The sequence below is a fragment of the Paraburkholderia sp. Ac-20340 genome, from assembly GCF_017104965.1.
Lineage (GTDB): Bacteria > Pseudomonadota > Gammaproteobacteria > Burkholderiales > Burkholderiaceae > Paraburkholderia.
The window spans coordinates 24,167-49,012 of record NZ_JAAGPR010000004.1 but is presented as its reverse complement, the minus strand read 5'-3'; the positions used below and the strand labels follow the sequence as shown (position 1 = coordinate 49,012).

Below are 24,846 nucleotides of genomic sequence, written 5' to 3'. Positions count from 1 at the left end.
TCAGCCCGGCGCTGCATTGGCGGAACGCGCGGCCGCTGCGGGAGCAAGGCGCGTGAGTCGCGCAGGCGCGGTGTCGCCCGCGCCCGCCCAGGCGGTCCAGCCGAGCCGCGGCGGCGCCGCGCGTGACAGGCGGGCGGGCGCGAGTTGCCCCGCCGCGAGTCGCAATTCGACGTGCACGTAAAGTTCCGCGCCGAACCAGGCATCGGCTAGCGCCTGGAATGCGCCGTGCGAGTCGCCGCCTGGCAGGAACGCTTCATACTGCGCGCGCGCAAGCGGCCCGATCGTCACGCGGATGCCGCGATGTTCGTCCCACACGCGCGTGCCCACAATCGCCCCCGCGCCCAGCGTGCGGTTGCGGCCCGCATGGCCGACCCTCGTGCGGCTCGCAGCCGGCAGGGTGCGCCAGCCGCCGACAAACGGCGTCGAGCGCGCATCGATACCGAAGTGATGGCGCAGCATGGCGTCGAAGCCCGCGAGCGAGCGCCGCTGGTTGGCGAACATGCCGGCGCGCGCAAGGACGGCGCGCAGGAGGGTGCCGCGCGCGGAGTGATTGCCAGAGTCACTGTCGTTATCGGCGGATTGAGCCTCGCCTGCTGGCGTTTCGTCGTCGCGATACCAGGCGAGCCCGGTGATCGCGCGCAACACGGGATCGGCGGCGCGCTGCGAGTGAAGCGGATACGGATCGGCGCTGCGGTACTTGCGCTGGGCGCGATAGAGCAGGGCGAGCAGACGGTGCTGGAACAGATCGAGGAAGGCGAGCGCCGAGGTGTCCTTGCGGCGCAGGCGGTCCTGTATCCACTCCTGCCAGGCGCCCGGCAGCGGGCCGTTCGGGCCGCCCAGCGCGAACGCGTTCACCTGGAGTTGCGGCAGGGAATCGGCATCAGGCGAGCAATGAGGCTCGCCAGCATCGTCGTCGAGCGCCAGCGAGCGCGGCGCGCGCGCGCGCAGCGGTCCGATCGCGCTGGCCGGGAACACGGGCGAGAGCGTGCCGCTGAGCATCAGCGCTTCGCGGCGCGGATCGAGCCCGGTGCCGAGCGGCGTCGCATCCGGGCTCAGCAGTTCGAGCAGACGTATGGCCTGTGCGAACTCGAACGCGTGCGGCTGCGCATAAAGCTGCTGCGCTAGAGTACGAGCGGGCTGCCCGTCATCGGCCGCCATAGATGGATCTCCTTGCCGTCGCGCACGAGCGCGGTCTGGACAAAACGGTTGACGCTCGCGTAGAGCGAGAAGAAGTGGGCGAGTACGCCGGAAAACAGCACAGGACTCGCACCGACGAAGCCTTCGCGTCCCAGTTCGAGCCGCACGCCCAGCCCGTTGCGCCAGCCGCGCCAACGGTCCTCGCCGACATGAGCGACCACCGGCTCGCCCGCAAGCGCGTGGATGCCCGCGATCTGCCGCTGCGCCGCCGCGCTCGCGCCGAGGTTGTGCAGCACCAGCATCTCGCGCAGCGTCTGTACGGCGTGCGGGCCTTCGACCAGCGACACATGGTTGAGCATCAACTGCGAGATCAGACGCCAGCGCGAGCTGCCGTCGAGTGTTGCCGTAATCTGCCGCGTGGGCCGATGGGCAATGCGCACGGCGGCCACCGGACCCGGCACTTCGAACGACAGCACCGCGCCCGGCTCTAACGCCTGAGCCAGTTCGCGGTTGGTGCAGAGCAGATCGGCGGTCAGCGTGCGCGCGGGTGCATCGGTAGGATCGAAACGCGTATCGACGAAGGTCAGCATCATGTCGCTGCCCGGGCGGCTTGCATGCAGGCCGCTCACGCGGCGCGCGTGCCAGTAGACGCTCGACGCGTCGCCGTGATGCGCGCCGTACCAGGGCGGCACCTCCGCGACTTCGCGTCCGCTTACGCTGCGCAGCGCGCGCACCGCGTAGATTTCCGTGCTCGCTTCGCGGTGCGCGTCTGGGCTGATGCGATGCTCGCGTTGCGTGGCGTCGGGCCGCACCGGCTCGGAGGTGCGGGCGAACAGATTGATCGCCGGCGCGCAGCCGAGTGCGAAATCTTCCGCCTGCACGGTGAGCCGACCCTCGGGCGCGACCGTGAAGCCGATTAGCAGATCGACCGTGCCGCTCTGGCTGCCCTCCAGCTTTTGCGGGGCGAACGGCAGATCGAAGAAGGCGAACTTCTCGGGAAAGGCGAAGTATTCGACCAGCAGACGGCAGGCCGGATGCGCGCCGTCTTCGCGCGGCAGCAGCGCGTGTTCTTCTTCGAAACCTAGCGGCTGCGGGCGGCCGTGCTGGCGCTGCACGCGGCCGTCGGGGTCCATTAGCCACAGCGCCTCGGTGTGGGCCGCGAGCAGATCGTAGAGCGCGGCGACGTTCACGGGCGAGCCGGCCAGGCGCACGCGCAGGCGCTCGATCGGCAGCGCGCCTGGCGCCACCGCGCCGGTTGAACGCACGCTCAGGCGCAGCGCGGATTGCAGCCGCGCGTCGCCGGTCAGCGCCTGGCTTTCCTCGGCGTCGAGCACTTGTGCATCGGCGATGGCGAGTGGCCACAGCGTGACGTCCATGGCCGTGCGCCAGTGGATCGTGTAACCGTTCGCATCGATATGCGTGAGCGGCGTCGCGCGCGGCACGGCATAACCGCTCGCGAGACTGCCCTGGGTCGCATCCGGTTCGAACTGCACGATCGTCATCGACGGCACGGGACGCGATGCATAGGGGTAAAGCTGTTCGAGCAGCCCGTCGGTGAGCGTCGAGTATTCGTCGTCGAGCGTGCGCTGGATACGCGCGGTCAGGACCGCGAAGCTTTCGATAAGGCGTTCGACGTGCGGATCGGCGCATTCGCCCGGACCGAGTTCGAGCCGGCGCGCGATCTTGGGATAGCGCGCGGCGAAACCTTCGCTCGCGCGCCGCAAATACGTCAATTCGCGCTGGTAGTAATCGAGCAGCAGCGGATCGATGGAGTCATTCATCGACGATTCCGGGCGTGTGGCTGTCGGCGTCGAAACGCACGATAAAGCGGGCGGGTTGCTGCGCGCCGTCATGCCCGCGCAGCAACCCGCCGATGCGCAGACACAGGCGCCAGGGGGCGTCGGCGTCGGGCTCGATGGTCACGCGCGGTGCGGCGAGGCGCGGCTCGAACGCGCGGATGGCCTGCGCCACATCACGTTCGAGCGTGCTGCGGTCGCCCGCGCGCGCCGCGCTCAGCGCGCTCCAGTCGGGCAGGCCGTAGTGCAGGACGTCTACGGCGTCGGGCCTGCTGCGGCCGCGCCGCGTGTTGAGCAGACGCAGCAGTTCGGCGCGCACCGAATCGCGCAGGCCCTGGGCGTCGAGCAGGCGCGCCGCCATCGCGTCCGTGCGCTCGTGCGCGTCGAATGGCGCATCGTCGGCGAGACGCTCGAACAGCGGCATCGGTGCGACAAAAGCGGGCGGGCGCAGTGGCGGCATCGGGCGGCGTGCTTATTGCGCGCGCTTACTTCGCGAGCTTGTTGGCGGCCATGTCCCACGTGGAGGCGGCGGTGCCTTCCTTCGAGCCGTCGTCCTTCTGTGTGGTCATTTCCCACTTGATTTTCGTGAAATTCAGCGAGAGCGTTTCGACCGGCTTGCCGCCCGCGCCGCCCGACACGCTCACGTTGCTGATGATCACGTTGGTCAGCGTGTAGGTGATGAACGGCATGATCTTGCCGTCGCTCTCGGCCGCGTTGCGGCCCACGATGACCGTTGCCGTGGCGATCGCCTTGCCGCCGCAGCAGTATTCGTTGAGCGTGGGCGTGGCCACGTCGATAAACTTCGTCACGGTGAATTCACCGACGTGCGGCTTGCCCGAGGTGCGCTCGGAGTTGCTTACGTCGTTGGTGACCTGCATCGCGACATTGTGGCTGTACGACATCAGCTCGATCTTGTCGGTATAGCCTTCGATCGTGCTTTCGCCTTTGATGTCGCTGCCGAGATCGAGAATGATCGAATCCATGTTTCAGGGCTCCTGAAGCGTGTGTGAGCGCGCGCGCCATATGAGGCGCGCGTCGTCGTCAATGGGGAGTGCGCAAGGCGGCGGATGCGCCGCCCGCGGATTACGCCGCGGCCGGCGGCGGCAGGCTCGCAACGAGCCGGATCGAAGCGGTCAGTTCCTCGAGCTGGAAGTGCGGGCGCAGGAACACCGTCGCGCGATACGCGCCGGGCTTGCCCGGCACTTCCGTCACGTCGATGCGCGCTTCGCGCAGCGGATATTGCGCCTTGATTTCCTGCGGCGCGTTATCGTTCACGAGGACGTAATCGGCGATCCAGGTGTTCAGGTACGCGCGCACGTTGTCGCGCGTCATGAAGCTGCCGACCTTGTCGCGCATGATCACCTTGATGTAGTGCGCGAAACGCGAAGCCGCGAGCACGTACGGCAGCATGGCCGAAATGCGCGCGTTGGCGTTGGCCTCCGCCGTGTTGTAGGTGGTCGGGCGGTTCGCCGTCTGGCCGCCGAAGAACACGGCAAGCCCTTCGTTCTTCTTGTGCACGAGCGCGATGAAACCGAGCGCGTCCAGTTCCTTTTCGCGGCGATCGGTGATCGCCACTTCGGTCGGGCACTTCATGGCCTTGTCGCCCGCGGCGGTCTGGAAGATGTGGTCGGGCAGTTTCTCCACTGCGCCGCCGCCTTCCACGCCGCGAATCGCAGCGCACCAGCTATGCTGCGCGAACGCGTTGGTGACGCGCTGGCCCAGAGCGTAGGCCGCATTGCCCCAGAGGTATCTCGCATGATCGGTGCCGTCCACGTCTTCGACGAAGTCCATGCCTTCGACGGGATTGCTGATCGGATGATAGGGGCGGCGCATCAGGATATGCGGCAGCGTGAGCGCTACATAACGCGAATCCTCGCTCTTGCGGAATTCACGCCAGCGCGCCATGTCGATGGTTTCGAACACCTTCGAGAGATCGCGCGGCACGCCCAGTTCCGTGAAGCTGGCCATGTCGAACAACTGTGCGTGCGCAGCCGAAATGAACGGCGCGTGCGCGGCTGCGGCCACCGCCGCCAGCTTTTCGAGCAGGCTGATGTCAGGCGTCTGGCGCGTGAAATAGTAATCGCCGATCAGCACGCTGAACGGATGACCGCCGAACGTGCCGTATTCCTCCTCGTAGATCTTCTTGAAGAGCGCGCTCGTATCGACATCGACCGCTTTTTCCAGATCGTTCTGCAGGTCTTTTTTCGAGGCATCGAGCAGACGCAGCTTCAAACGCGAGCTGGTTTCCGAATTCTTCACCAGATAATGCAGGCCGCGCCACGACGATTCGAGCGCCTGGAAATCGGGATGATGCAAGACCTTGTTGAGCTGCTTGCTGATCAGCTCGTCGATCAGCTTGATTTGATGGTTGATCGCCGCGACGGTGTCGCGGCTGACCGTCATTTCCTTGTCGAGCACCTGCAGCGCGAACTCGGCCAGAAGTTCGCGGGCGTGCTTCTGCTGTTCTTCGTCGTGGGCCATGCGGCCTTCGTGCACGATCTGGTCGAGCAGGGTGAGCGGTGCCGCCTGCGCCGCAGGGGCGGCAGCCTGGATATCGGACATGATGTTTTCCTTGGGACGGTGGCTCAGGCGGCCGGCTGGTCGCCGGACGGCTCCGGATTGCTCTCGGGATTCGCGCCGGGCGCGGCGTCGGGCTTCGCTTCGGGCGAGGGCAATTGCGCCACAGGTGCTTCTCCCGGATGGGCAGCGCGGATCTCAGCGAGCCCCTGCGTGTTATGCACGACGTCCTGCAGCAGTTTGTCGAGTTCGTCGTTGCCGTCGAGCTTGGTGAGCAGGTCGCGCAGGCGCAAACGGGCGTCGTACAGCTGCTTGAGCGGTGCGATCTGCTGCACGAGGGCGACCGGATCGAAATCGTCGATGTTCTTGAAATTGAGCTCGACGTTCATCTTGCTGCCGTCCGCGGCGAGCGTATTGTCGACCTGCAGCGCAAGACGCGGCGAGATCGATTTCATGACGTCGTTGAAATTGTCGCGATCGATATCGACGAAGCGGCGCTCCGTCATTTTCGGCAAGGTCTTGTTGCCCGAAAGATCGGCCATGACGCCAACCACGAGCGGCAGTTCCTTCTTTTCGATTGCATTGCCGGTTTCGACGTCGTACGTGATCTGCACACGCGGCGGACGATTGCGTTCGAACCAGTGTTGAGTGCTGTCTGACATGGTCACCTCGGCGGCTCTTTCGTTATGGTGCGTAAATGGACGCAATGAATTCGAATCGTTCTGTCATGCTAAATAAATTAAAAAGAGCACATCGCACATGAATCCCGCAACCTGATTGCGTTATTCAGGCCGCATTTTCGTGCTGCGATTCGCCGGGCCGCGCGCAAAGCCTTTCGTCATGCTGACGGATTCGGCGCGATTGAGCGGGACGCGGTAGACAGACGGACAGGAATTTAGGCGAGTAAACAAAAAAACTCAAACAGTATTTACCGCGCATAAATTGAAAGCGTTTCATAATTTTTAAACACGTTTTATTGCAAAGGCACATAAAAAAATCGCTATTGCGCGAGGCGTATTGGCGCTTGTAGACTACGCGCGGCGCACGAACCGAAACGCGTGTCTGTGCGATGCATAACGATTAGAAATACAAACGATTCAAGGATCCCGGCCTGGCCGGGTATAGGGCCGAAAGCATTTTTTCGCTCATCGATGGGGTTCGCCGAGTGAATTTCACGTTTTCCTTGCGCATGGATTCAAGCCGGGTTCGCAGCGCCTTCTGGCCGCTCGTTCTGGCGCTTTGCGCATGGCTGGCGGGATGCGGCAGCGCTTTGCCGAAAGTCGATGTCGATACGCTCGCCATCGCCGTGACGAGCGAAGCCAACATCGATACGCCGATCGCCGTCGATGCCGTACTCGTTCGTACCCCTCAGCTTCTCGATGCCTTGCTCGCCTTGCCGTCGGCCAAATGGTTCGATCAGCGCGAACAATGGCTGCGCGATCATCCAAAAGATCTCAGTGTGATTTCCTATGAAGTCGTGCCGGGGCAGCAGATTGCGCCCGCGCCATTCGCTTTCGGCGGCAAACGCGCCGCCGGCGTCGTGATCTTCGCCGGCTACCAGACGCCGGGCGCGCATCGCGTGCGCCTCGATGCCGGACCGTCGAACGCGCTGCTCGTGCTCGGCGATCAGGACCTGAGCGTCCAGCCCGCGCATTGACGGCCCTGGCCCGCCGACCACCCGCTGCCTATTCTCCACATGCACACTACGTTTCCCGATGCGGTTTGCTGGTCCGACGGCATGCCGCTATTGCCGCAACACTTCCAGATGCAGGCCCTGCACGCGGCGGGTCATGCCGCCTTGCTCGCGAGTGCGGCCCGTCCGTATTACTGGGGCGTGCTGGCGATCGCCCACGAAGCGGCCGGACTCGCGCAAGGCAAGGTGCGCATCAGTGCGCTGGAGGCGATTCTCGCGGACGGGCTCGCGATTCGTCACACGCGCAACGACCCGGTGCTGGAAATCGACGTGCGCGAGGTGTTCAAGGCGCCCGATGAAATCGTCACGATCTATCTGGCCGTGCCGCCGCTGTATCGCGGCGGCAAGCTCGACGCGGGCGCTGCGCGTTTCGCACAGCGCGAGGCGGACGATGTGCCGGATCTGTCGTCGAAGGGCGAGCCTGCATCGATTACGACGTGGTTTCCGCGCCTGCATTTGATGACCGATCTGGGCCGCCACGAAGTCGATCGTCTGCCGCTCATGCGCGTGAAGCAACAGGGCGGCGGCGTCGTGCTCGCCGACTATATGCCGCCGGGGCCGTTCGTCCTCGCGGGCTCGCTGCTCGGGCAGCGTGTGATGCGCATGCTGCGCCGCGCGCGCGACAAGTGCGTGTTCCTTGCAGGCCGTTTGCAGGCCGCGCAACGCGCAGAAGATCACGACGATGTCGCGCAGATCGAGCGGCAACTCGCGGCGATCTGGAGCCGTTTGCCGGAAGTCGAGGCGATGGCCGCGTCGGACATCGCCCATCCGCTCGAACTCTATCGGACGATTGCGGGCATGAGCGGCGCACTCGCTGCATTGCGGCCCGCGCGCGGCGTGCCCGCGTTCGCGCCGTTCGACTATCGGGATCTGCTGGTGACGTTCGACCCGCTGCTCGAATGGATCGACGAGGCGCTGTCGACGATACGCCAGGGTTATCGGGTGCGCGCGTTCAGCGAACAGGGCGGCAGCTTCTGGGCCGATCCGCCGTTCGATGGCGCGGGCACGACGGTACGCGAAGTCGTGATCGGCCTGCGCATGCCGCGCGACGCCACCGAGCACGACGCCAATCTGTGGCTCGATCAGGCGGTCGTGGCGTCGCGTCCGTATGTGCACACGCTCGCGCGCCAGCGCATGCGCGGACTTGCGCGCCGCCGTCTCGCGCGCGAGGAGCGCGCGGCCTACGCGACCGGCGACGATACCGTGCTCTACGCTGTCTCGCTCGACGACGACTGGTTCGATCGCACGCAGCCTTTATGTATTGAATTGCGCGCAGTAGTGGGGCGTGCGCCGTGGGCTGTGCAGTTGTTCATGCGCGTCGAGGAAGCCGCCGACGGCGCCGAAACGGGAGCCGGGATTGTCTGAAGCCGCCGACAGCAATATCCAGCGCTCGCCGCTTTCGCGCGCGTTCGTGGGCGCGTTCATGCAGGCGCAGACCGCTCGCTCGCGCATCGCGGCGCAGTTCGCCGTCGCGAAGCTCGATGTCGACGAAATTGCGGCCTTCGATGCAGCGAATGAAAGCGCAGATGACGCCGAAGCCATGCATGACGATGCGCAGGCCGATATCGCGAATGCGCTGCCCGCCAGCGCGCAGGGCGGCAATATCGCTGATCTGCTGGCCACGCAACTCCAGACTGTGACGCGCAAGCTCGCGCGCGATGCGATGGCATGGACAGGCGCGGCGGGCGAAGCCGACATCGCCGCCGCGCAGTTCGCGTTCGTGGCGCTGCTCGACGAACTCCTGGTGTTCTCCGACTGGCCGGGCGCGAGCGCGTGGGAAGCGCAGCCGCTCGAAGCCCGCATCTTCGGAACGCGTTCCGCGGGCGAGCGCGTGCCCGATGCCATCGAGACGCTGCTCGCCCAACGCGATCCCGGCCGCCGCGATCTCGCGAATGTCTATCTCGCGTGTCTCGAACTCGGCTTCAAGGGCAAGCTGCGCGGCGAGACGGGCGCGATGCGCCTCGATCAGCTTCGTCATGCGCTGTTCGGTTTCGCGATGCAGCGCGATCCCGATCCCGCGCGCATTGCAACGCCGCTTGACGAAGCGGCGCTGCCGCCGCGCGAACCACGCATGCTCACGCAGATGTTTCCCGACCGTGCGCGGTTTGTGCTGCTGGTGCTGGGCGGATGCGCGGCGCTGCTCGGCGCATCTCATGCGATCTGGTGGTATGAGACTGCGCCCGTGCGCGTGGCGCTCGCGCAGTTCGAGGGCGTATCGGTGGCGGAAGCGCAATCGACGGACTCGCGCGCCTCCGGCGCAGTCGCGTCAGGCGTTGCGCCGCCCGCCGGAAACAATGGAAACAGCGGCAATATCGGTCATGGCAGCGGCGCGGCACGAGGCACGGCAACGCCTGTATCGCCGATCTCGCCCGGCGGAAATCCGGCACAGCCGCTCAATACGGTATTCAGCGGCGCCGTGATGCCGTTGCGCGTCTCGGTCGAAACGCCGTTAGACCCGCAAGCGCTTGCCACAGACACGGGAGCGCAACCGTGACCACGACACTGATCGCCGTATTGCTTGCGCTGATCGCGCTGCTGGTTGTCGGCCTCGTGGTGGCGGGGATCCTGCGCTGGCGGCGCACGCGTGACGAGCGCAAGCCGCTACGAACCTTCAGCGCGGCGATGCGGGCCGCACACGCGGCGATGGGCGTGCGCGATATCTATTCGATTCCGCGTGTGCTCGCGACCGGCTCGCCGGCTGCGCTCGATGCGCTGGCACGCGGCTGGCGGCTCTCGGGCTCCGGCGAGCCCGGCTGGTTCGGGCGTATCTGGCACGACGCCGAAGGCATTCTGATTACCGAGCCCGGCAACACACTCGGCGCGGCGGCGCAACGCCAGCGCGGCAACTGGGCGCGTCTTACCCGTGCGCTGCTGCGCTCGCGCGCGGGGCGTCCGCTCGATGCGCTGCTCTGGGCGATTCCCTATGACGCGCTGCTCGACGAAAGCGGCAACCCGCACGCCGACAGCAATGCCGCGCTCGACGCGTCACGCACGCTGGTCGCCCTGCAGCGTCAGTTTGGCCAGTTGCTGCCGGTTTATATCGTCGTGACGGGTTGCGACGCGCTGCCGGGTTTCGAAGCGTTGGGCGAGCGCCTCAAGCGCGCGCGCATCGACGCGGCGCTCGGCTGGGCCTCGCCCTATGGACCGAAGCGCAGCTTCGAACGTAGCTGGATCGACGATGCGTTCGTCGCGATGCGCCGTGCGCTGGCCACAACGATTACGGAACTCGGCACGCTCGATGGCGCGCTCGATCCCGATCAATTCCTCTTGCCGCAGCGGCTCAACGCATTGCGCGAGCCGCTGCGCGAATGGATCGAACCGGCCTTGCGCGGGGCCGCCGACGGCACTGCGCCGTCGCTGCGTGGCATCTGGTGCGTGGGCGCGGTGCCGCAGACGGGCAGTGCGCCGGTTTTCACGCTCGATGTGGCGCAATCCGCGCCCAGCGTCACGCGCGGCGTGCCGGCGTTCGCCGCGTGCCTCTGGCATGACGTGCTGATGCCCGGGCAGGGACTCGTGCAGGCGATTCCGCGCGTGCTGGCGCTGCGCATGCGCCGCCATCGTTTCGCCACCTGGGGCGCGCTCGTGCTGGGCTGCTGCTGGCTTATCGGCGTGGCGGTGGCGGGTTGGCAGGTGCGCGGCGATGCACGTGCGCTGGCCAACGGCTATGACACGCTCACGACCGCCCGCGCAGCGTGGCGGGAATCGGATCACGGCGATGCGGCGGCGTCGCACACGTTAGCGAGTGTCGCCGATACCTTCGTGCGCGTGCCGCACTGGCATCTCTCGACGCCCTTCATGCCGCTCTCGTACTTCACGATGCATCGCCGACTCGAAGATGCCCAGCGTCACGTGTTGCGCGGCCTCGTCTTCACGCCGCTGCGCGAACGGCTCGTGGCGCGGCTCGGTCAGCTTGGCTGCACGACGGCCGCCGATACGGCGGCGGCGGGCGTGCGGCGTCCGCAGGATCTGCCGCTCTACGCCGCCGGCACGCAGCTTGTGACGAACACGGCGCAGATCGAGCGGCTCGTCGCGCGTTACAACACGCTCGTCGATGCGGGCTCCGGCAACGCGATCATGCTCGCGCAACTCGTGCACGAGGCAGTGGGCGTGAAGTTTTCGCCCGAGCATGTGGCCGATCGCGCGGGACTCGACGAAGCCGTGCGCGAGACCGGCGGCGAAGGCGGCGAGCTGCCGTTCGATGCGCCGCTTGCGCTGGCGGCGCGTCAGCGCGCAAGCGTGTGTTTCGAAGACACGTTCGACCGCTGGTTCGATCAGATCTATCTGGATTCGGCGCTGACGACCAACGCCGCGCAGATCCAGACGACGCTCAACGACATGAAGGCGCCGGGCGCGACGCCCACGCCCGAAGTGTTGTCGGGTCTAGCGGCGAACATCGACGTGCTCGCGGCTCAGGTCGATACCGCCGATCACGGTTGGGCCGGCGCACGCGGCCAGGAACTGGTGCCGGGCATGAGCGCCATGTTCGATACGGCGAAGCAGCTGAACCTGATCGGCGCGGCACCGGTTGCGGCGGTGCTCGGCCACGAGCAGCAGGAGCAGAGCGCGTTCGCGGCGCGCTGGCTCGCGAGCGGCAACCTGCCTGGCGTGTTGAGTTCGAATTCGGCGAACGGTCTGCAACTGGCCGCCGATCTGCTGCCGCTGCGCGACGCGCTGCGCACGCTGCTGGGACAGCCTTTTGTGGCGGAGGCAGGCGGCGCGGCGGAAATTCGCAACGTCGATAACGCCGCGCTGCAGCGCTCGCTCGCTGTGCTGCCCGCGTATCGCCAGTATGTTGCCGGGCCGCTCGCGCAGGCGCCCGAAACCTGGCGCGGCGCGCTGCTTTCGGCGGCCGGTAATGCCGCTGTACGCAGCATGGTGATGGCGCTCTCGGCGCAGACGCAATCCGGAGCGCCGCGCGATGTGTCGTTCGCGGTCGGCAACCAGGCGCCGGGCTTCGACGCGCTGCGCAAGAGCGCGCTCGACCTGATCGAAGCCTTCGATTCGCTGGGCCGCCCGGATCTCGCGCAGAGCGTGGCGCTGCGCGTGAGCGACGCCGCAATCGGCGTGCTGAAAAGCGGCGACGCGCAACTGCAGACGCTCGCGCCATTTCGCCCGGTGCGCGGCGACTTCTCCGACTGGAACGGCAACACGGGCGGCGCGACGCGGGCCTATGGCGCGGCTTCGCCCGACGAGTTGCGTGCGTATCTGAACGCGCAATCCGGCGCGATCGCGGATACGGCGGGCAGTGCGGCCGGCGCGCTCGACTGGCTCGAGAGCCAGAACCCGCCGCTCGACGCCGCCGACGCGCGGCTCGTCGCGCGCTGGAAAGCGCTGTACGCCGATCTTGCGCAATACCGCGCGAAAAGCCCGGCGAGCGCGCTGGTGGCGGTGCCCGCCATCGTCGCGAATCAGCTCGACAAGATGGACCTCAACACGTGCGGTGCAATGCTCGCGCATGTGGATGTGCCCGATGGCGCAGACATTGTCTCGGGCGCGGGCGAGCGGCTGGTGGCGTCGGCACGCGAGCGCTGCTTCCATCTGCAGATCGGCACGGGCATGACGGCCTATGACCAGTTGCGCACGTTCTTCGCGCGCAACCTGGCGGGCCGCTTCCCGTTTTCCGCCGATGCCGATGCGCCCGCCGCCGATCTGCGCCAGACGGCGGCATTCGTGGCGATGCTCGACGCCAGTCTCGCCGATGCGCAACGCGGCATGAGCGCGGCCGTCTCCACGGGGCGCGCGCCGATGGACGCGCAGCAGTTCCTCGACACGCTCGCGCACGCGAAACCGTGGCTCGATGCGCTGGTCGCGCGTGGGCCGGATGGGCGTTATACGGGTTTGCAGGTCGCGGTGGACTGGCGTGTGGATCGCGGCGAAGAGTCGGGCGCGGATCAGGTGATCGAATGGTCGCTTGCGAGCGGCGCGCAGACGCTGGGCTATCCGTCGACGGACGCTACGCCGTTGCGCTGGTCGCCTGGCACGCCAGCCGCGCTTACGCTGCGCTGGGCGAAGAATTCTTCCTGGCAGCCGATGCAGGACGGCGCGCAGCCGACCTTGACGACCGACGGGCGCGCGGCAACCTGGAGCGTGGGCGACAGCTGGGCGTTGCTGCGGCTGATGCGCCTGCATGCAGGCGGGGTGTCGAGCGCGGACGGTTCTGCTTCGCGCATGCAGTTGAGCGTACCGGTGCACGACGGCCATGGCGCGAATCAGACGGCGCGCATGTATATGCGCGTGACCTTCCTCGCCAACGGCAAGACGCCGCTCGATTTTCCTGATCTGCCGTATACGGCGCCCGGCATGCAGCCACGCGCGATGACGACAACGCGCACGACGCGCTATCCGGCGCGGCAATTCAATCTCGCTGCGGGGCAGGAATGAGTTTCTCCTTCGATATCGAAATCTTGTTGCAGCCGATTCCGGGTGACGCGCCTTGCGGCGTGTCGTTGCTGCACGACCCGGCGCTCGAGGCGATCAAGGCCGCAAGGCGGGAGGACGATCCGTCGCTACCGCAGGGCGTGTGGCAGACTGAACTCAAGATCGCGGACTGGGCTGCCGTGGAGGCACGTTGCGTTGATCTGTTGACCCGCAAAAGCAAGGATCTGATGGTGGCCGCATGGCTGGCCGAGGCCTGGCTGCGTCGGTTCGGATGGGACGCGCTGCCTGCGGGTGTCGGCTTGATAACGGCGTTGTGCGAGCGGTATTGGGACACGCTGCATCCTTTGCCCAGCGACGGAGACTGGGAGTATCGGGCCGCGCCAATCGCGTGGATCGCCGGGCAGTTTCCCGGCTTGCTCGCGGGCCGTATCGGCTTGTGCGAGGGCGGGGACATTGGCGCGATCACACTCGCGCAGTACGAAAGCGCTCAGCGTGCGGCGATCGCGCTTGCCGAACGCAAAGACGTACCGTCTGCGCGGCGCGAGGAAGCCAAGCGCGAGGCCGACGCGATGACCGCCGCCGTGTGCAAGGCCTCGCCTGAGGCGCTGCAGGTGCGGCTGCGTGCGATCGAAACGGCATTGGAGATTTCCCTTCGCTTTGACGCGTGGCTGACGTCGAGTCTCGAATGCGATGCGCCTTCGTTTCATGCGCTCGTGGACGTATCAGGCCGCGCACGACATCAGATCAGGGAGTGGTTGCAGATGCATCCAGGATGGCAGGACATGAATCGCCCGAATAACGGTATCGACAGCACTCCCGCGGCCGATCTGACGACCGCCGGCACGGTGGAGGGTCAAATACCCCAGATGGCGACTCGCCTGCAGTCACGCGAACTCGCTTATCAGCAGCTTGCGATCATCGGCGAATTTCTACTGCAGTATGAGCCGCATAGCCCCGTGCCATACATGATTCAGCGTGCGCTCGAATGGGGGGCAATGCCTTTACCGGAGCTATTGCGTCAACTGACGGAAGAGGGCCGAGGACGTGCACTGGGTGTCGCATTGGGGCTGCTGCCTCAGGAGGGTTGAGCGACGAGCCGCATCTGCCTGCTCATCCGCGTCGCGCACGATCGGCGGCAAGTTTTAAAAGCCGCTACAGAAAACAAAAAGCAGCAGCAAGCCTACACATATTCGCGAGAAAAGAGCTGATGGCAACCCGTAAAATCCCGGCGAACCCTGCAGCGGGCGGGCGAACCCGAAAGCAGAGCGTCGGGAGAGAGCTGATCACACATGCTTATACGCCGGTACGAACGTACGGACCGTGCCCTCACACTATGCCGCCCGGGCAGGTGATATGTACCGGAGGGACATCCATGACGGCTTTACTCGGCCCAGATCTTGGAGACGGGCAAAGGCGAGGTTCGCCAACCAATGCGACCAGCCTGCAGCCGTTGATGGGCTTGCTCAACGCGAACAGCGTCAAGCGATGGAAGGCTGGGCATCTTCTCAACGCCGAGTTCGGCGGCAGCGGTATCGATGATGAGAACCTCACGCCATTGACCACGGCTGCCAATAACGCACACCGGGTGTTCGAAGGGCATATCAAGCGCATGCTGCTGCTTTGCAATCAGATCGATCGGGCCTATCAGGACTATAACGATTGGTACGGCGTTCTCTATGTTGTCACGGTATCGCCGCTTCAATATGCCGTTGCCCCGGCAGCCATCGATATGCATAGCTACGCCTATTCACACATCACTTTGGACTACCGTTTTGTCAAGCTTCCGAAATTTCCGGTAGCGGGTCTGGCGGGGCCTTTTCCGTACGATGCGCCAGCACCGCCTAATATCAGCACGCCAATTTCGCTAGCACCGGCCGATCCACGCCTGATCGATCTTCAGGCGGTGGTAAGGCCGACGTTCGCGCCAAGTGTGAATATTGTCAACTGGGTGGTTGGAGCCGGAGGTATTCAGTTCAGCGTGGAAATTCATAACGAGCCTTAGGAAATCTTGTTAGCGGGATGGTGAAAGGATTTATCTTCCAGCCAGGATTTACATGACGCACGGCGAGTTGACGCCCGGTGGGACGGAGAAATACGGCTGCAGTTGCAGCAGCGCTCGCCCGTCGGCCCATAAGTGACGACTGGGGTAGTCGCGGCGCAAGCGCAGGCGCCGCAACCCGCGAGCTAGCCGCAGTCCACCGAAGATAGTGCTATTCAACAACCAGTCACCGTCGTTTGACTTGCCACTAACTCGAATAGGACGAATGGCTGACCGCTTCGCCTGAGCGCACATAAGTTCGCCTCCGTGTTCGCGATGAAGGGTGACATCTCCGAGGATCACATTGACGCGGTTTTAGCCGCATTCGACGATCCCTTCACGAACGGAGAAAAACAATGGTTAGCTCGATCGAAAACAGTCCACGGATCTCGACAGCGGCGCTACCCGGCCCGGACGCGGGGCAAGGCAGCACGTCAGTGCCGACGAGTCCACCGTCACGTCGCAACAGCGTTCAGCAAGGTGCGCTCGGCGATCTGGCATCGATCCGGGAGCGCAGAGCCAGCGTGTCGAGCAACGTCGTGCCGCCCGGCGGCGACACCACAGCCAATCCGCGCACCGTACCGCTGCCGAGCTCGAATTCAACGGACTACGAAGGATCGATCGGCGGACAGGATTCGCCGAGGCAATCGATCGAGACGCCGCCGCCGCGCCCGAACGGGAGCGCAGCCCCGCTGGAAGGCGGCCACCTCGGATCGATTGCCCCGCCCACGGGCGCGCAGACTGCGCAACCGTCGCGATTGAACCGGATCGGCGCCGCAGTTAGCCAGCAGGCGTCGCTGTTGGGCCGCGCCACGCTGCTCAACCTTCAGCAGGTCAGGGACGATCCGGTGGGCTACGGCCTCGAAATTGCCCGCAACCTTACGGCACAAGCGCACACGCTGGGCACGCGTCCATACGGCGCCAGCCACCCCATCAAAGGCTGGGGCGCCAATATCGCGAATGCCTTTACTCACGAATTGCTGGCCACGGGCGGCGCCACCGCGCTGCGTGAAGCGCTCGCGAGCGCGACCGAAGCCGTGGCGGTTTCCGCGGAGTTATCGCCGGAAGTACGGGGTCTGCTGGTAAGCCTGCTCTTTTCAGGCGCGGTGATGGCTAACGGCATGGCCATGGTGCACAAATATCATCAGGGAAGCGCCACGAAAATCACTAACGCGGGCCACGTCGCACAGATCGCGCTGCTGCTTGGCACGGCGATCACCGCAGGCGCTACTGGCCGTGGGCAAGACGGGCATGGCGCGTTCGGACTGCTCTCGACGCTGCTTCCATCGGCCGTCAAGTCGTATGCCTATCTGTCGCGCGATGTTGTGAATCTGCTCTATCCGCTCAAAGGCAACCATGACGACGACTACAAGCGGCCGGTGCGGGCGCAACTGGCCGACAGCGCGGGCTACTTCCTGAATCAGGAAGCGGTGAACGTTGCACAAGGCGCTGCGAATCTGTCGGGTGCGGGATTCGTCGATGGTCTGAGGGACCATTCGCTCAAGTTGAGTCAAGGTATCGGCGAGCTTTCGGGTTATACGCTCGCCAATGCGGGAGGCGAAGGGCTGGCCGCCATGGGCGCGCGCGCCGCGGCGGAAGTCGCCCGGCATGGCGTGACGCTCGACGCCGCGAAGGAGATCCGGGACCTTCGGCTGACCTGGGGGAAGATGGATACGTCGGTGCAGGGCGGCTGGAAGCAATATGTGGACAAGGCGGCAGGCGCGCAAACCGCGCGGTTGAGCCTGTTTCTTGCGTTGTATGCAGCCTCGGCCGTGGTGAATCATTTCCTGGAGCGTGGCGATCGCAGCAACGGCAGGGCGCCTTCGAGCAGCATTCTCAGCACGGAAAACGCCCTTGGCGCGCTGCTGATTATCGCGGGATGTCTGCCGTTCGCAATGAGCACGGCAACCCGCGAGCGCCGCCGCGAAGGCGATCTCGAGCGCGGCGCGCGGGCAGCGATACCCATGGGCAATCTCAACCGTGTAGCGGGCGGCTCGCAGCCGGAAATCGAGCGTGACCCGGAGCGTACGCCGGCGGCGTCCGGGTCCCGCTCCTGAACCGCGCAGGCGATGAAACGCTAGCGGCCGGTCGTGGCGGCGTGTCACGCGCGTGTCGGCCATACCCTGTCGAGCGCGTCCGTGTTTTTCGGCTTGACCTTGAGCGCCGCGACTTCGCGCTCGCCGCGGGCGCTTTTCGTCGTCGTCAACTGCACGCCCACGCGCAAGCCCACCGCCAGATGCCGGTCATTGGCCTGTACGGTCAACAGTTCGGTCGGTAGCCAGGCGTTGGCGCTGTGCAGCAGGTCGTCGCGTTGCCGGACCAGTTCGTCGATCTTGCCGCGTTCGTCGCCGCGGTTGCGCGACTTCAGCATGGCGATCTGGTCGTCGAGCCCATCGACGCGGCGCGCCGCTTCAGTGCGCAACCGCCGCCGCGCGATAAAGCGCAGGTTCTGCACATCGTTGGCCGCGAGAGCGGATAGATAATGGTTGATCTCATCGCGGCCCTTGCTCATTGCCGCCTTTATCTGACCCGGTTCCGGCATCGGCTGGCCGGGCTCTACACCGAACGCGAGCTGCCACGCCGGATCTTCGCTCAGGGCCTTTTTGTAATCGTTGAAACTGGAGAATTCGGTGTCGGCGGTCGATACGCGCGCCTGGAGCTTGCCGCCCTCGCGCACGAGCGTGGCCTTCGCCTGATGAAAGCCGTCGTAGAGCGGCAGTTCCAGCGACAGCGCATTCGGCGCAAACACGGAAACGCTGGCGATATCGGTGGGATCCGCGCCGGGCGCGCCGGTTTTCTCGACCTTGTCGCTGATGCTGAAGTTCGCGCCCGCCTGCATGGCTGCGCGATTGCCGCGCCCGAAACGATGCGATTCGATGCGTGTGTGACCGGTCTCGTCCTGCGCGTCGAGCGTGGCCTTGTAGACGCGGTCGTGCGAGACGCCGAGGTTGGCGTTCACGCGCGCCGATACCTTGCCCGCGCCCACTTTGACGCCAGGCCGGAAAGCGGCCGATTCGCCGTGCTGGCGCACCGATCCCGTCTGGTTGTTCCAGGAGACCGAGAAGTCGTCGTTGTTCAGAAATCTGCGCCCCAGATCGCCCCAGAGATCGTCGCCGCTGCGTCCGCGTCCGGCGTGATCGAACAGAAATGCGTTGACCTGCTTGAGCTGGTTTTTGGCTTCTTTGTCGTCGTAGGCGTCTTCGCCGGTGAGCAGGCGGCGCGCGATGCTGAGGTCGACCGTGCACTGTTCGGTATCGTCCCATGCATGCGCGGCTTCGATGTTGCCCGCCACGCGCACGGGACCGACATCGTGGCCGATCTGCATGCCGCCGCCGGCGCTCGTGTGCAGGCGCTTTTGCGTGCCGAAGCTGATCTTGTAGGCCGGCGTCGAGCGGCTGTATTCGAGCACCGCTTGCCGTCCGCGCGAAGCCTGCAGATTCAGGCGCGGCGCGATCAGCGTGAACGAGGCCGCTGTCGCGCTCACGCCGCGCGTGCTCAGTCCGACCGTGCCGCCTTCGGTCACGATTGCCTTGCCGCTGCCTTCGAGATTGGCGATGATGCGCTCGCCCATTTTTTTGTAATCGTCGCTGGTGGCGCCTTCGGGCTTGATCGCCTTGCCGAGCGCGATGCGATCGATGGCATCGAATGCATTGTCGAGGGCCGTCGAAGGCGCGCCGGAAGCGGTCGGCGCGGCATAGCGCTGACGCCAGTTCTGGAGCACCTTCGCGTTCACCACGCCCGCCTTGCCCGGCAGATATTTGCGGATCGCACGGCGCATGTCGTCGACGTTGCCGCCGCCCTGCGCGGGCGCGAGGCGCGTGCGCAATCCCTGCAGCGCCTTCATTTTGCGCGCTTCGCGAAAGCCGAGCTGCGAGAGATCGTCGGGCACTTCGATGTTGGCGAGCGCGCGCTGCGCGACGGCGTCGATTACATCGTCGGCAAGCGGCGCTTCGAATGTCGAGGCCGCGTTCTCCTCAGGCAGCTCCGCCAGCACCTGTAGCAGCGCGCGGCTGACCACGTCGGCGCAGATGCTGCTGTCCTTGACGAGCACGGCGCGGCCCGGCATGGCGTTGCGATTGCCCTGTTCGCGCAGGGCGTTCAGCTCGCGCAGCGCATCGCAGACCGCCTTGTTGAGCTTTTTCTGGTCCGAGTCCCAGGAGCCGAGCCCAGTGCCCTGAATGCCGCCTTGCATCGCCGCAAGCGGACTCTTGTTGAAACCGAACGGCCGCCCGAGCGACTTGTACCACTCGCGATTGAGGCCGCGCTGCGCGGCCACCGGCACCGCGCTGTCGCCTTCCGCGAGGTGGGCGGGGCGATCCGAGGTGGCGCGTGGGACCGTGTGATTCAGGAAGCGTTCGAGGCGGTTGCGGGTCGCGGCGAGCGGCGTGCCTGGGCCATCGGTGAAAAAGCCCTGGCGCGCGGCCAGCAGCGAGCCGAATTCGGACGTCGTGATATCGCGGGTATCCGGCGCGCTCATCAGCTTCGTGGCGGCCAGTGCGATCGAAGCGAGATGCCGTTGCGTCAACGCGGCGCCGTCATGGCGCGCGGGCTCGGAGCCGGCCAGAATGTCCCGCGCGGTTGCATCGACGTTTTGCGGACTGGCGTCGAGCGGTGCGCCATCGTTCATTCCCGCCAATAGCGCTGCCGCCTGCAGCCACGCGCGCGGCGCAAAGCGCGCCTCGCCGGTGGCGGGCCAACTTGCGCCCGCGATCTCGCGCAGGCTCTCGAAGCCGCCAGGCGTCATGGCCAGCTCCTGGGCGACGTGCCACGCACGCGCTTCGATGTGGCGTGCCTGGAGGCCGCCGGGCGCAGGCGGGACGTCGCCGGAGTCGGGCGGCACGACGCGTAGTCTGGTGCTCTCGGGCGACGGATTGAAGCGCTCGAGTTCGTCGATTGCCGCCTGGAAGTCGGGATGCAGGACAGGAGCCGCGGCCGTCTGGGGTTGCGCTTGTGGTTGTGTTTGAGGCTGCGCTTGAAGCTGCGTATGTAGCTGCGGCGCGGCCCTCGCGCCGGTGTCGAAGTGCAGGCCCGATTGCAGCCGCTCGAAGATCATTGCGGCCAGCTTGATGTTCCCGCCCGACGCCGTTTCCAGCGCGCTCAGGATGACTGGGCGACGTAACATCCGCACTTCGCGAAACTCCGAATCTGCCGCACGCACCAGTGCGCCGTCGATCTGGTTCATCAGCCTGTCGAGGCTGGTGTGATCCGCGCGGGGAAAGAAACGGATCGATGTCCCGATGCTTGCAGCGTTTTCGCCGGGCGCGTCGTGCTCCACGCGAGCGCTCGCCACGCGCGGGCCGTTGCCGCGTTGCGGGCTGAAACCCGCCAGCGCCTTGTTCATCGATTCGATCGGCACGGGCGTCTTGCGGCGGGTGGGGAATGCGATATCGGTGGCGGTGTCGTGATCGCCGACAACGGCTTCGGGGACCGTCACCGCCTTGCGCACGCCGACGGTATGCGACGGCAGCACGGGCTTGCCCTTCGTGCCGATCTTGACGAGCGAGGCGAGCGTGAGTTCGGCGGGGCGGTGCGTGGCGTGCAGGCGCGGTTTGAGTCCCGCGAGCAGTCCCGCCGGTTGAGCGGGCGCGGGGGCCGCCGCTGGCGTTGCCGCTGCCGCGGGTGCGGTTGCAGCCCCGGTAGCGGCGGGCGCCACAGACGGCTGTGCCTGCGCGGCGGACGCGTTGTATGTCGACGGGATCGTGGTGTTCATGCGAGGCTCGCGACGTTGGAAAAGACGCTGGCCACTATCGGTTTCGTCGATGACGCTCCTGTGACTCGTGCGAAGCGCGGTTGCAAAGCACGAAGCCTCGCTGAATTGCCGTCTGCCGAGAAATGACATGGGCAATAAGGCAAGCGCTTGCGGCGCTTCGCCTTTTACGCCATCGCGACGCATGTTGCGGGTCTGCGTAGGCCGCCCGTCGCTAAGGTGGGTGTGCGGCTCCAGCTTGCGAGCCGACATGCGCTCATGTTTCGCGTCTTCCAGACAGGCGCGTCGGCTGGCGCCCGTTCAAACTGTCTTTAGGAGTCGGCTATGGCTGATGGAATTTCCAGCGTTACTTCGCACACTCAAACGCATGCTCTTCCCGATTCCGCGGCACCGGCTGCGGAACCCTCGCCGCGGCGCACAACCGCACGCAGCACCGAGCACCTGGGCGGTCTGGGCGAGCTGCCCCGAGGCGGCGGCGGTCGCGCGCCGCGCATGGGCCGTCAGTCGCTCGGCCAGAACGCGATGATGGCGCAGTCGCTGGCGTCCACCAAGGCGGATAACGCAGCGAACCTGCATTTCAGCCGCCAGATGGCGCAGGAAAACATGATGATGCAAATGCAGATGGCGCAGATCAACGCGCAGCAGGAGCAGGTCAAACGCATGGCGCAGCTCGTTACCGATGGTGCGAAGAACGTCACGGCCGCCGCCAAGGGACAATAAGGTATCCTGTGCAATGCATGAGCGCCGCTTGCGGCGCTTTAAAACGGCAAAACCGCTGTGTTCGCGCAGCGGTTTTTTTATTGTGTGCCGTGATCATCGCGGCATCGACACGTCATCGTCGGCTTGAAGGGTTTGCAACTGATCGACGATGGCGGCGATGGCATGCGCATAGCGATCGCGCTCGGCGGGCGATTGCGAGTGATAGGCGCCCACGGCCTGCCATGTATTGCCGTATTTGTTCATCATGCTGTGCAGATACCACGCGGCGATATAGACGCTCGAGCAGGGCTTCATGAGGTCGCGCGCGGAAAGGCCATAGCGCGAAAGCGCCGGCAGATGAATCGAATTGATTTGCATGATGCCGTAATCGACGGTGCCGTTGCTGTTGCGGTGCAGGGCGTCGGCTCGCGCGTGCGATTCCTGCCACGCGATCGCGCGCAGCACGACCGGGCTCACGTGTTGATAGGCGGCGGCGTCGATAAAACAGTCGCTGGCGGCGAGCGTGCTCGCCGGCCACAAGGCGGCCGCGAGCATGAGTGAAAGCGTCGGTTTCATGAGGTCAGGCGCGTGAAGCGCGCGAATGGAGGCGAACGAGGCAGGCAGGGCAAGCGTCGCGGCGGCGCACGCCACCGCGACGAGAGGCATGGCGGGGCGCTTCAGCGCGCGAGCGTTTGCGAGGGCGCTTCCTGAAAGGTGCGCCGATAGCCGTTGATGAGCGTCGAGCGATGCTGCACGCCCCATTTGCGCGCGACATCCAGCACGCGCGTCGTGGGCGCGCCGTCGTCGAGCAACTCGTCGCGAATGCGCTCCATACGCTGACGGCGAATCAATTCGCTCGGCGATATGCCGAGATGAAGACGAAACGCCGCCTGCATCGCGCGCTCGGTCACGCCCACCTGCGAAGCCACTTCGCGCACCGACAAATCCTTCTGGTCGAGGTTGTCCATCAGATAGCGATACGCACGGCGATACTTCGCGGGCAGACGCGCGCTCACGTCGTCGCTGCGCGGCGGCATGTCGGAGGGAACCTGCGCCGTGCTGGAAACCACGGGCATCAGCACGTTGTCGGCGCGCACGTGCTGGATCGATGCGAGCGCGTAGCGGCCATAGAGTTGCGCGAATTCCTGGGTGCGCATTTGCTGCTGCATGATCTTCGCGCGGCAGTAGAGGAAATCCAGATACCAGCGGGTATGTTGACTGCCTTGCAGCGCCGCTGCGCCCGACACTTCGAGCATGGCTTCGGCGATACCGCTTGCCTGCGTGGCGAGCGCGGCCATGGCGATCTCCAGGCACAAACTGCGGTAATAGTCGTGCAGGCCCATGCGGCGGATCTGGTTGGCGTATTCGCGCAGCGCTTCGGCCGCGACGTGATCGCCATTCGCCAATGCATCGAGACGCTCCAGATAGTGCGCACGCGCGCCGAGCAGCGGCAGCGCGACGGACGGCGGCGAGACGGCTTCGAGCGCCACATGACGCGCGCCGGCATCGGCGTTCACGGAGCGCCAGTAGATATGGTCGGCCAGCGCTTCGCTGCAATGCAGGCGATGCTGCGCACGCATGTCGCGATAGAGCGCGGCGGCCAGCGCCGACCAGCGCTTGTCCTGGGCTGCGAGCGCGAGCGCCGAGAATCCGCTCAGGCGATCCCACGCGGCCTGCACGCAGCCGAGATGGAACAGCACGAGCGTCGTGCCCACGTGCGCATCGAGCTGCTGGAGCAGGGTGGCGGCCTTGTCTTCGCTCACGCGCTTGAAGCAGGTCAGCGCAACGCTGAACTGATTGCGGAACAGCGCTTGCCAGCCGGTGTTGCGGCACGACACCACGCGCATCATGTCGCGCGAATCGCGCGCCGCCTTGTGTGCGCGCCGATAGGTTTCCTCGGCGTCTTCGTGGCGGCCCAGCGCGAGTTCGAGATCGCCGCGCAATTGCAGCGCCGCGTAGCCCGGCTGATGAGCGGGATCGTCGAAATCGGCGAGCCGCGCTGCGTCGCGCATCGCATCGGGAAAGTTGCCGTCGAATACTTTGGCGGCGAGTCCGGCGGGCGTGCCGGCACAGGCGAGAACGGAAGAAGCGGCAAAGTAGATCGTCGAAAACATGTCGAGCTCCTGCGAATAAATGTGCGTGAAAAGCGATGACTGGCCAGGTGGCGAATGTCGTGCATCCGTGAACCGATGGTGTCATTGCGCTTTGTCGCCGACACAGTTTTGTGACGCTCTGTTACCTTTGATCCTTTTAAAAATTCGCGTCCGATCTCGCTTGATCGCGTGCTAAAGAGCATTTAAAACGTCTGTCTGAAAAGGCAGAAAAAATGCCCGAAAAGGCACTGTGGGCCGCCAGGAAAATCGGTAAAAAAAGATTGATGAGACGGTGGAATATTGCCTTTTCTGAAGTGTTATGGAGTGAGAGAGTCCATTCGCCAATTCAGAAAAATATTCACGAAGCATGAGAAAAAATCAAAAAAAACGCAATGACGCGGCGTAAAGGAGTTCTCGTAGCCGTTAGAACCATCTGAAATCACGCACACTATTTTTTAACCGATATAGTTGAGCGCCATACCAGACGCATGAGTACCAATCGCCAGGAAATGACGTTGAGTAATGTAAATGTAATGTATATGCAATAGCGATATCGCACGAGTTGCATACACTGGCGGATCGAAGGACCGGACGAGTTGCTCTTCTGAAAGCGTAATCGGCGGGTGGGCGAAGTTTGGCGCGCAAGTCCCGAGGGCGGCGGCCATTGCACGTTGCGCACGCAGCGCACGTTTCGCGCATTACGCGCAGGCAAGTGTCACACAGTGTCAATCTCTGTGGCATCCCCCGCTTGTCTTCGCGAGAATCGCCTTCGGTCGAGGTCGACGCCG

Annotated in this window: 17 protein-coding genes; 8 read left to right on the top strand and 9 right to left on the bottom strand. The window is 65.2% G+C overall.

Annotation, left to right across the window (positions count from 1 at the left end; all coding sequences use genetic code 11):
• The 6 genes from tssG to tssB form a co-directional block, all read right to left on the bottom strand.
• The gene (gene tssG, locus G3N59_RS07550) at positions 1 to 1,158 is read right to left on the bottom strand and encodes a type VI secretion system baseplate subunit TssG (protein ID WP_205981947.1); all 1,158 of its coding nucleotides are present in this window, start codon (positions 1,156 to 1,158) and stop codon (positions 1 to 3) included.
• Entirely contained in the window at positions 1,122 to 2,918 is a 1,797-nt protein-coding gene (tssF, locus tag G3N59_RS07545) for a type VI secretion system baseplate subunit TssF (protein ID WP_205981946.1), read from the bottom strand. The genes tssG and tssF overlap by 37 nt, the downstream gene beginning before the upstream one ends.
• Positions 2,911 to 3,393, bottom strand: coding sequence for a type VI secretion system baseplate subunit TssE (gene tssE / locus G3N59_RS07540; RefSeq protein WP_205981945.1), 483 nt, complete (start codon positions 3,391 to 3,393; stop codon positions 2,911 to 2,913). Before tssE ends, tssF begins: the two co-directional genes overlap by 8 nt.
• Positions 3,394 to 3,418: 25 nt before the next feature.
• Positions 3,419 to 3,916, bottom strand: a complete 498-nt coding sequence (locus G3N59_RS07535; protein WP_205981944.1) for an Hcp family type VI secretion system effector — start codon at positions 3,914 to 3,916, stop codon at positions 3,419 to 3,421.
• 100 nt (positions 3,917 to 4,016) lie between these two features.
• A complete protein-coding gene (gene tssC / locus G3N59_RS07530) occupies positions 4,017 to 5,495 on the bottom strand; it encodes a type VI secretion system contractile sheath large subunit (RefSeq protein WP_205981943.1) in 1,479 nt (492 codons plus the stop codon).
• Between the two features lie 23 nt (positions 5,496 to 5,518).
• The gene (gene tssB, locus G3N59_RS07525) at positions 5,519 to 6,112 is read right to left on the bottom strand and encodes a type VI secretion system contractile sheath small subunit (RefSeq protein WP_205981942.1); all 594 of its coding nucleotides are present in this window, start codon (positions 6,110 to 6,112) and stop codon (positions 5,519 to 5,521) included.
• Between the two features lie 527 nt (positions 6,113 to 6,639).
• Here tssB and G3N59_RS07520 point away from each other — a divergent pair.
• The 7 genes from G3N59_RS07520 (at position 6,640) to G3N59_RS07490 (ending at position 17,616) form a co-directional block, all read left to right on the top strand.
• The gene (locus G3N59_RS07520) at positions 6,640 to 7,107 is read left to right on the top strand and encodes a hypothetical protein (protein WP_205981941.1); all 468 of its coding nucleotides are present in this window, start codon (positions 6,640 to 6,642) and stop codon (positions 7,105 to 7,107) included.
• A 39-nt stretch (positions 7,108 to 7,146) separates the two neighbouring features.
• Positions 7,147 to 8,508 carry a type VI secretion system baseplate subunit TssK gene (gene tssK / locus G3N59_RS07515; RefSeq protein WP_205981940.1) on the top strand — a complete coding sequence of 454 codons (1,362 nt, stop codon included), beginning with the start codon at positions 7,147 to 7,149 and terminating at the stop codon, positions 8,506 to 8,508.
• On the top strand, positions 8,501 to 9,637 hold the full coding sequence (locus G3N59_RS07510; protein WP_205981939.1) for a DotU family type IV/VI secretion system protein: 1,137 nt from the start codon (positions 8,501 to 8,503) through the stop codon (positions 9,635 to 9,637). The genes tssK and G3N59_RS07510 overlap by 8 nt, the downstream gene beginning before the upstream one ends.
• Entirely contained in the window at positions 9,634 to 13,524 is a 3,891-nt protein-coding gene (locus tag G3N59_RS07505) for a type VI secretion system protein (RefSeq protein ID WP_205981938.1), read from the top strand. Before G3N59_RS07510 ends, G3N59_RS07505 begins: the two co-directional genes overlap by 4 nt.
• A complete protein-coding gene (gene tssA / locus G3N59_RS07500; protein WP_205981937.1) occupies positions 13,521 to 14,609 on the top strand; it encodes a type VI secretion system protein TssA in 1,089 nt (362 codons plus the stop codon). Before G3N59_RS07505 ends, tssA begins: the two co-directional genes overlap by 4 nt.
• Positions 14,610 to 14,893: 284 nt before the next feature.
• Positions 14,894 to 15,523 carry a hypothetical protein gene (locus G3N59_RS07495; protein WP_205981936.1) on the top strand — a complete coding sequence of 210 codons (630 nt, stop codon included), beginning with the start codon at positions 14,894 to 14,896 and terminating at the stop codon, positions 15,521 to 15,523.
• A 392-nt stretch (positions 15,524 to 15,915) separates the two neighbouring features.
• Positions 15,916 to 17,616 (top strand): hypothetical protein, encoded by a 1,701-nt coding sequence (locus G3N59_RS07490; RefSeq protein WP_205981935.1) that lies wholly within the window; start codon positions 15,916 to 15,918, stop codon positions 17,614 to 17,616.
• 44 nt (positions 17,617 to 17,660) lie between these two features.
• On the opposite strand, the gene G3N59_RS07485 is transcribed toward G3N59_RS07490, so the two are convergent.
• Positions 17,661 to 21,269, bottom strand: a complete 3,609-nt coding sequence (locus G3N59_RS07485; RefSeq protein WP_205981934.1) for a hypothetical protein — start codon at positions 21,267 to 21,269, stop codon at positions 17,661 to 17,663.
• A gap of 321 nt (positions 21,270 to 21,590) precedes the next feature.
• Between G3N59_RS07485 and G3N59_RS07480 the strand changes: the two genes are divergently transcribed.
• On the top strand, positions 21,591 to 21,986 hold the full coding sequence (locus G3N59_RS07480; RefSeq protein ID WP_205981933.1) for a hypothetical protein: 396 nt from the start codon (positions 21,591 to 21,593) through the stop codon (positions 21,984 to 21,986).
• A gap of 93 nt (positions 21,987 to 22,079) precedes the next feature.
• Here G3N59_RS07480 and G3N59_RS07475 read toward each other — a convergent pair whose 3' ends face one another.
• A complete protein-coding gene (locus G3N59_RS07475) occupies positions 22,080 to 22,541 on the bottom strand; it encodes a lytic transglycosylase domain-containing protein (protein ID WP_205981932.1) in 462 nt (153 codons plus the stop codon).
• A gap of 101 nt (positions 22,542 to 22,642) precedes the next feature.
• Complete coding sequence (locus tag G3N59_RS07470; protein ID WP_205981931.1) at positions 22,643 to 24,079, bottom strand: helix-turn-helix transcriptional regulator; 1,437 nt, start codon at positions 24,077 to 24,079, stop codon at positions 22,643 to 22,645.
• Positions 24,080 to 24,846 lie beyond the last annotated feature (767 nt).